This window comes from Pseudomonas aegrilactucae, from assembly GCF_019168305.1.
GTDB classification, from domain to species: Bacteria; Pseudomonadota; Gammaproteobacteria; order Pseudomonadales; family Pseudomonadaceae; genus Aquipseudomonas; species Aquipseudomonas aegrilactucae.
Map to the genome: position 1 here is coordinate 1 of NZ_JAHTBI010000105.1, position 7027 is coordinate 7027.

8 protein-coding genes are annotated in these 7027 nt (G+C 62.9%); all 8 read left to right on the plus strand.

Annotated elements, in window-relative coordinates; genetic code table 11:
- The first annotated feature begins 199 nt into the window (after positions 1-199).
- The gene (gene oscA, locus KUO17_RS23780; RefSeq protein ID WP_040071968.1) at positions 200-382 is read left to right on the plus strand and encodes a sulfur starvation response protein OscA; all 183 of its coding nucleotides are present in this window, start codon (positions 200-202) and stop codon (positions 380-382) included.
- A 44-nt stretch (positions 383-426) separates the two neighbouring features.
- Positions 427-1434: a sulfate ABC transporter substrate-binding protein gene (locus KUO17_RS23785; protein WP_217978022.1), complete on the plus strand. Its 1008-nt coding sequence runs from the start codon at positions 427-429 to the stop codon at positions 1432-1434.
- Positions 1435-1521: 87 nt separating this feature from the next.
- Positions 1522-2340 carry a sulfate ABC transporter permease subunit CysT gene (cysT, locus tag KUO17_RS23790; RefSeq protein ID WP_217978023.1) on the plus strand — a complete coding sequence of 273 codons (819 nt, stop codon included), beginning with the start codon at positions 1522-1524 and terminating at the stop codon, positions 2338-2340.
- Positions 2341-2354: 14 nt separating this feature from the next.
- A complete protein-coding gene (gene cysW, locus KUO17_RS23795; protein ID WP_217978024.1) occupies positions 2355-3227 on the plus strand; it encodes a sulfate ABC transporter permease subunit CysW in 873 nt (290 codons plus the stop codon).
- Between the two features lie 3 nt (positions 3228-3230).
- A complete protein-coding gene (locus tag KUO17_RS23800) occupies positions 3231-4220 on the plus strand; it encodes a sulfate/molybdate ABC transporter ATP-binding protein (RefSeq protein ID WP_217978025.1) in 990 nt (329 codons plus the stop codon).
- Positions 4221-4875: 655 nt separating this feature from the next.
- Positions 4876-5673, plus strand: coding sequence for an energy transducer TonB (locus KUO17_RS23805; RefSeq protein ID WP_217978026.1), 798 nt, complete (start codon positions 4876-4878; stop codon positions 5671-5673).
- Between the two features lie 29 nt (positions 5674-5702).
- Positions 5703-6425 (plus strand): MotA/TolQ/ExbB proton channel family protein, encoded by a 723-nt coding sequence (locus KUO17_RS23810; RefSeq protein ID WP_217978027.1) that lies wholly within the window; start codon positions 5703-5705, stop codon positions 6423-6425.
- A 1-nt stretch (position 6426) separates the two neighbouring features.
- Positions 6427-6828, plus strand: a complete 402-nt coding sequence (locus KUO17_RS23815) for an ExbD/TolR family protein (protein WP_163945105.1) — start codon at positions 6427-6429, stop codon at positions 6826-6828.
- Positions 6829-7027 lie beyond the last annotated feature (199 nt).

A 7027-nucleotide genomic window follows, 5' to 3' on the forward strand; every position in this document is an offset into this window, starting at 1 on the left:
CGGCGATCCCTGTGGGAGCTGGCTTGCCAGCGAAGGGCGCGACGCGCTCTCAATCTGGAATCGATTTTTTGGTTATATAAAAATTCTTAAATAGTATTTTTAAGAATATTCGACCCTCTCTAAGATTGCCCTCAAGCCAGGCGCAGTCGTCCCCTTCAGATGCAGCTGCACGGCACCCCTTATTTCCAGGAGCACGAGCATGAGCGCATCTCTGCGTAGCGTTGACGGACAGGACGAAGCCACCATTCTGCGCGAGATCCAGAGCGCCTTGCGCGACCTGCGCTTCGGCGCGGTGGAAATTACCGTGCACAACGCCCAGGTCGTTCAGATCGAGCGCAAGGAAAAATTCCGCCTGCAGAACCCGGGCAGCAAGCCCAGCTGATTCAGCCACCTAATTAGAAAAATACGCCAATCGGGAGCTTCACCATGTCCATTCGCCGCTATGCCCTGGCCGCCCTCGCCAGCGCCGTTTTTGCCGGTTCCGCCATCGCCAAGGACTACGAGCTGTTGAACGTGTCCTACGACCCGACCCGTGAGCTGTATCAGCAGTACAACGCAGAATTCATCAAGCACTGGCAGCAGGCGCACCCGGACGACAAGGTGAAGATCCAGCAGTCCCACGGTGGTTCTGGCAAACAGGGCCGTGCAGTGATCGATGGCCTGCGCGCCGACGTGGTGACCCTGGCCCTGGCCGGCGACATCGACGAAATCGCCAAGCTCGGCAAGACCCTGCCGGAAAACTGGCAGACCCGCCTGCCGGACGCCAGCACCCCGTACACCTCGACCATCGTGTTCCTGGTACGCAAGGGCAACCCCAAGGGCATCAAGGACTGGGACGACCTGATCAAGAAAGACGTGTCGGTGATCACGCCCAACCCGAAAACCTCCGGCGGCGCCCGCTGGAACTTCCTTGCCGCCTGGGCCTATGGCCTGAAAGCCGGTGGCAGCGAAGCCAAGGCCCAGGAATACGTGCAGGCGCTGTTCAAGCACGTGCCGGTGCTGGACACCGGCGCCCGCGGCTCGACCATCACCTTCGTCAACAACGGTCAGGGTGACGTGTTGCTGGCCTGGGAAAACGAAGCCTTCCTGGCGCTCAAGGAAGATGGTGGCACCGACAAGTTCGACATCGTCGTGCCGTCGCTGTCGATCCTGGCCGAGCCGCCGGTGGCGGTGGTCGACAAGAACGCTGCCAGGAAAGGCAACGAGCAGATCGCCGAGGAATACCTCAAGCACCTGTACAGCCCGGCCGGCCAGAAGATCGCCGCCGAGAACTTCTACCGCCCGCGTGACGCCAAGGTCGCGGCCGAGTACGCCAAGCAGTTCCCCAAACTGGACCTGGTGACTATCGACAAAGACTTCGGTGGCTGGAAGACTGCCCAACCCAAGTTCTTCAACGATGGTGGTGTGTTCGACCAGATCTACACGGCGCAGTGATGCGTGGCCGTTAGGATAATCGCCATTCAGTAGCCAGCATGGGCCCGGGATTCGTCTCGGGCTTCATGCGTTAAACCAGGGACTTTTATGTCGCGTCGTATCTCCCCCGTCATACCCGGCTTCGGGCTGACGCTGGGCTACACCTTGGTGTACCTCAGCCTGATAGTGCTCATACCACTGGCGGCCATGTTCGTGCATGCCGCGCAGCTCACCTGGGACCAGTTCTGGGCCATCGTCACCGCACCGCGGGTGCTGGCGGCGCTCAAGCTCAGCTTCAGTACCGCGTTCTATGCCGCGCTGATCAACGGCGTGATCGGTACCCTGCTGGCCTGGGTGCTGGTGCGCTACACCTTCCCCGGGCGCAAGATCATCGATGCGATGATCGACCTGCCGTTCGCGCTGCCCACCGCCGTGGCCGGTATCGCGCTGACCGCGCTGTACGCGCCGTCCGGGCTGGTGGGCCAGTTCGCCACCGACCTGGGCTTCAAGATCGCCTACACGCCGCTGGGCATTACCCTGGCGCTGACCTTCGTGACCTTGCCGTTCGTGGTGCGCACGGTGCAGCCGGTACTGGCCGACATCCCGCGCGAAGTCGAGGAAGCCGCCGCGTGCCTGGGCGCCAAGCCCCTGCAGGTGTTCCGCTACGTGCTCGCGCCGGCGCTGTTGCCGGCCTGGCTGACCGGCTTCGCGCTGGCCTTTGCACGGGGTGTGGGCGAGTACGGCTCGGTGATCTTCATCGCCGGCAACATGCCGATGAAGACCGAGATCCTGCCGTTGCTGATCATGGTCAAGCTCGACCAGTACGACTACACCGGCGCCACTGCCATCGGCGTGATGATGCTGGTGGTTTCCTTCATCCTGCTGCTGCTGATCAACCTGTTGCAGCGGCGCATCGAAAAACCTTGAAGGAGGCCTGAACCATGTCTGCATCCACCCTTGGTGTGGCCGCTTCGGCCAATGCTGCCCGCCGTGGCAGCGCAACTTCACGGCGTGTGCTGATCGGCCTTGGCTGGTTGATCTTCGCGTTGTTCCTGCTGCTGCCGCTGTTCATCGTGGTGTCCCAGGGCCTGAAAATGGGCCTGGGTACCTTCTTCGAGGCGATCTTCGAGCCCGACGCGCTGTCGGCGCTCAAGCTCACCCTGATCGCCGTGGCCATCTCGGTGCCGCTGAACCTGGTGTTCGGGGTCAGCGCGGCGTGGTGCGTAAGCAAGTACAGCTTCCCCGGCAAGAGCATCCTGGTGACCCTGATCGACCTGCCGTTCTCGGTGTCGCCGGTGATCGCCGGCCTGGTCTACGTGCTGATGTTCGGCGCCCAGGGCTTCTTCGGCCCGTGGCTGCAGGACCATGACATCCAGATCGTGTTCGCCTTGCCGGGCATCGTGCTGGCGACCATCTTCGTCACCGTGCCGTTCGTGGCGCGCGAGCTGATCCCGCTGATGCAGGAGCAGGGCACCCAGGAAGAGGAGGCCGCGCGCCTGCTCGGGGCCAACGGCTGGCAGATGTTCTGGCACGTCACCGTACCCAACATCAAATGGGGCCTGATCTATGGCGTGGTGCTGTGTACGGCGCGGGCCATGGGCGAGTTCGGTGCGGTGTCGGTGGTGTCCGGGCATATTCGCGGGGTGACCAACACCTTGCCGCTGCATGTCGAGATCCTCTACAACGAATACAACCATGTCGCGGCTTTCAGCGTGGCCAGCCTGCTGCTGATCCTGGCGCTCTTCATCCTGCTGCTCAAGCAGTGGAGCGAGTCCCGCATTAACCGTCTGCGCCACAGCGCCGCGGAGGAATAATTCATGTCGATCGAAGTTCGTAACGTCAGCAAGCGCTTCAACGCTTTCCAGGCCCTGGACAGCATCAACCTGGACATTCACAGCGGCGAGCTGGTGGCACTGCTGGGTCCGTCGGGCTGTGGCAAGACCACCCTGCTGCGCATCATTGCCGGGCTGGAGACGCCGGACCAGGGCAGCATCGTGTTCCATGGCGAGGACGTGTCGGGGCATGACGTGCGTGATCGCAACGTCGGTTTCGTGTTCCAGCACTACGCGCTGTTCCGCCACATGAGCGTGTTCGACAACGTCGCCTTTGGCTTGCGCATGAAGCCCAAGGGCGAGCGGCCGAACGAGACCCGGATTGCCGAGAAGGTCCACGAGCTGCTGAACATGGTGCAACTGGACTGGCTCAGCGACCGTTACCCCGAGCAACTGTCGGGTGGCCAGCGTCAGCGTATCGCGCTGGCGCGGGCACTGGCGGTGGAGCCCAAGGTGCTGCTGCTGGACGAGCCGTTCGGTGCGCTGGATGCCAAGGTGCGCAAAGAGCTGCGCCGCTGGCTGGCGCGTCTGCACGAAGACATCAACCTGACCTCGGTGTTCGTGACCCACGACCAGGAAGAAGCCATGGAAGTGGCGGACCGCATCGTGGTGATGAACAAGGGCGTGATCGAGCAGATCGGCTCGCCGGGCGAGGTGTACGAGAACCCGGCGAGCGACTTCGTCTACCACTTCCTGGGGGACTCGAACCGGTTGCACTTGAGCGAGGACCATCATGTGCTGTTCCGCCCGCATGAAGTGTCGCTGTCGCGCCATGAAGTGGAAGGGCACCATGCCGCTGAAGTGCGTGATATCCGGCCGTTGGGTGCGACCACGCGGGTGACCTTGAAGGTGGAAGGACAGAGCGACCTGATCGAGGCCGAAGTGGTCAAGGACCACGACAGCCTGACCGGTCTGGCGCGTGGCGAGACCTTGTTCTTCAAGCCGAAGGTGTGGCAGAAGGTCGCCAACCTCTGAGGCCCTGAGGGCCTCTTCGCTGGCAAGCCAGCTCCCACAGGTACCCCACTGCTCTCAAGATGAGTGACGAACCTGTGGGAGCTGGCTTGCCAGCGAATGGGCCGCAAAGCGGCCCGCTTCACCACTCCCCGATCTTCACCAGGCTATCGGCCTGCGGCTCCCCATGCCGAACCGCTCCCCACGCCGCTCGATCTGCGCATGGCTTGGGCCACGCAACCCCTGCAACACATGCCCTTATGCACCTCGCGCACGCCGGCATACGCCGCGTCATCGTCCAGGTCATTGAACGCCTGTGGGTCTTGCTGCGGATCGGACAGCTGCACCCTGAACCCATGCGCGATGTACTTGCAAGCGCTCGCCGCGCTGGGCACCCCCGGCGTGACCGGTCGCGACGGCTTTTGAGGGGTTTTCCCATGCCTTTGCCGAATATTTTGCATGCCGCAAAAGCATTGCCAAATCCCCAGCGGGCTGTAGCCCTTGATTGGCGCGGGCTAGAGCGTTTCGCTGATTTTATATATTCGATAAAGTTCTATCCATAACTTTAAAGATTACTTTAAGAGATAAGCGGCTCGCGTCGATCATCCACCTCAACGAAGGCCCGCCAGCCACTGTGCGGCCTTCGATGGAATGCATCGAACCCCCCAGGAGTTGATCAATGGGTAATGTCCAGACCGCCGCCAGTGCTCTCGATGTGCTTTGGCGCCAGACGCCGGGCGGCGAGCTGGTCGACCTCGGTCGGCCGCACCGGTTGCCGCTGGCGCAACAGCGTCTGCAGCGCACGCCACGCAGTGCCTTGAAGGGCCGTGAGAAGGTCCTGCTCGGGGTTTTCGCGCTGGTGCTGCATGGCGCCGTGGCCTATTGGGTCAGCCAGGCGCCGGCCCCGGTCTTGCCGGTGGTACCGCCGGAAATTCCGCCGATGACCATCGAGTTTTCCCAGCCGGCGCCACCGGTGGTGGAGCCGCCGCCTCCGGCGCCGGCCGAGCCCGTGGTAGAGCCACCGCCACCGGTGGAAGACGAGTTGGCGGTCAAGCCGCCACCGCCGAAGCCGGTGCCCAAGCCCAAGCCAAAACCGGTACCCAAGCCTGAGCCCAAGCCGACGCCCAAACCCGTCGAGCCGCCCCCCGCGCCGCCACAACCTGCTGCACCGCCTGCACCGCCCGCGCCCGCACCGGTGACTCCGGCCTCGGCCAACGCGGCGTACCTGAAAAACCCGGCGCCGGAATACCCGTCGCTGGCCCAGCGTCGCGGCTGGGAGGGCACGGTGCTGCTACGGGTGCATGTACTGCCCAGCGGCAAGCCTGGCGAGATCCAGTTGCAGAAAAGCAGTGGTCGCCAGCAGCTCGACGACGCGGCCCTGACTGCCGTGAAACGCTGGAGCTTCGTGCCGGCCAAGCAGGGTGACGTGGCCCAGGCGGGCTGGGTGAGCGTGCCGATCGATTTCAAGCTTCGTTAAAAATTTCGCGCTAACAGAGAGAAACCATCATGAGTGTATTGGCATCCCCCCTTGAATCCATCGAAAGCGCGGTGATCTGGCTGCTGGTGGTGTTTTCCGTCGCAACCTGGGGCCTGGCCCTGGTCAAAGGGTTGCAGTTCGCCCGCCTGAAGAACCAGGACAAGCGTTTCCACAAGCAGTTCTGGGCGGCGTCCAGCCTGGACTCGGCCGCTGAACTGGCCCAGACCCAACCCGGTGCTGCCGCCCGTGTGGCCCAGTCGGGCTACGCCGCCATCGCGGTGGGCGAGCCGGGGCAGGCCAGTGACCTGAGCCAGGCGATCAACCATCAGGACCGCCTCGAGCGTGCCTTGCGCCAGCAGATCGTGCGTGAACGCCGTTCGCTGGAAACTGGCCTGGCGGTGGTCGCCAGTATCGGCAGCACGTCGCCGTTCATCGGTCTGTTTGGCACCGTGTGGGGCATCATGGAGGCGCTCAAGGGCATCAGTGCGGCGGGCTCGGCGAGCCTGGAAACCGTGGCGGGGCCGATTGGTGCGGCGCTGGTGGCCACCGGTGTGGGTATTGCGGTCGCGGTGCCGGCGGTGCTGGTTTACAACTACTTCCTGCGTCGCCTGAAGCTGACCGCAGCCGACCTTGACGACTTTGCCCATGACTTCTACAGCCTGGCGCAGAAGAGTGCCTTCCGCGTGCTGGTACACCCTGCGCTTCACAAAGCTGCAACGGTGAGCGGTCAACCTGTGAAAGAGGCGTCCTGACATGGCTTTTTCGACCCAGGACAGTGACGAGGTACTCAGCGAGATCAACGTGACGCCGCTGGTGGACGTGATGCTGGTGTTGCTGGTGGTGTTCATCGTGACCGCGCCGCTGCTGACCAACGCGATCCCGATCAACCTGCCCAAGACCGAGGCCGTGGCCCCGGTGGAGCAGAAGGACCCGTTGGTGGTGAGCATCGATGGTGGTGGCAAGTTGTTCATCAACAAGGACGAGATCCAGCCGGATTTGTTGGAAACCAGCTTGCAGGCGGCCAAGGCCAAGGACCCTGAGGTGCGTGTGCAGTTGCAGGCGGATGACGGGGTGAATTATGGGGAGGTGGCGCGTGCCATGGCCTCGATCGAGCGGGCGGGTATTACCAAGTTGTCGGTGATTACCGCGCGTTAGCGTCAAGACATATGGGCAAAGCAGCATTCGGGGGCCGTATCCTGGCAGGGGACGGCCCCTTTTTTTGTTTCGATTGGTATTCCTGGCAGCTGGGCTCCCCTGCGATCTGCTGTCGGACTACCAAGGCTTACAACGCCGATCCTGCAGGCCATGGTACGTTGCAACAAATGTGGGAGCTGGCTTGCCAGCGAAGCGCCGC

Coding starts and splice junctions, on each gene's coding strand:
- oscA (WP_040071968.1), top strand. CDS start 200: ATGAGCGCATCTCTGCGTAGCGTTGACGGACAGGACGAAGCCACCATT.
- KUO17_RS23785 (WP_217978022.1), top strand. CDS start 427: ATGTCCATTCGCCGCTATGCCCTGGCCGCCCTCGCCAGCGCCGTTTTT.
- cysT (WP_217978023.1), top strand. CDS start 1,522: ATGTCGCGTCGTATCTCCCCCGTCATACCCGGCTTCGGGCTGACGCTG.
- cysW (WP_217978024.1), top strand. CDS start 2,355: ATGTCTGCATCCACCCTTGGTGTGGCCGCTTCGGCCAATGCTGCCCGC.
- KUO17_RS23800 (WP_217978025.1), top strand. CDS start 3,231: ATGTCGATCGAAGTTCGTAACGTCAGCAAGCGCTTCAACGCTTTCCAG.
- KUO17_RS23805 (WP_217978026.1), top strand. CDS start 4,876: ATGGGTAATGTCCAGACCGCCGCCAGTGCTCTCGATGTGCTTTGGCGC.
- KUO17_RS23810 (WP_217978027.1), top strand. CDS start 5,703: ATGAGTGTATTGGCATCCCCCCTTGAATCCATCGAAAGCGCGGTGATC.
- KUO17_RS23815 (WP_163945105.1), top strand. CDS start 6,427: ATGGCTTTTTCGACCCAGGACAGTGACGAGGTACTCAGCGAGATCAAC.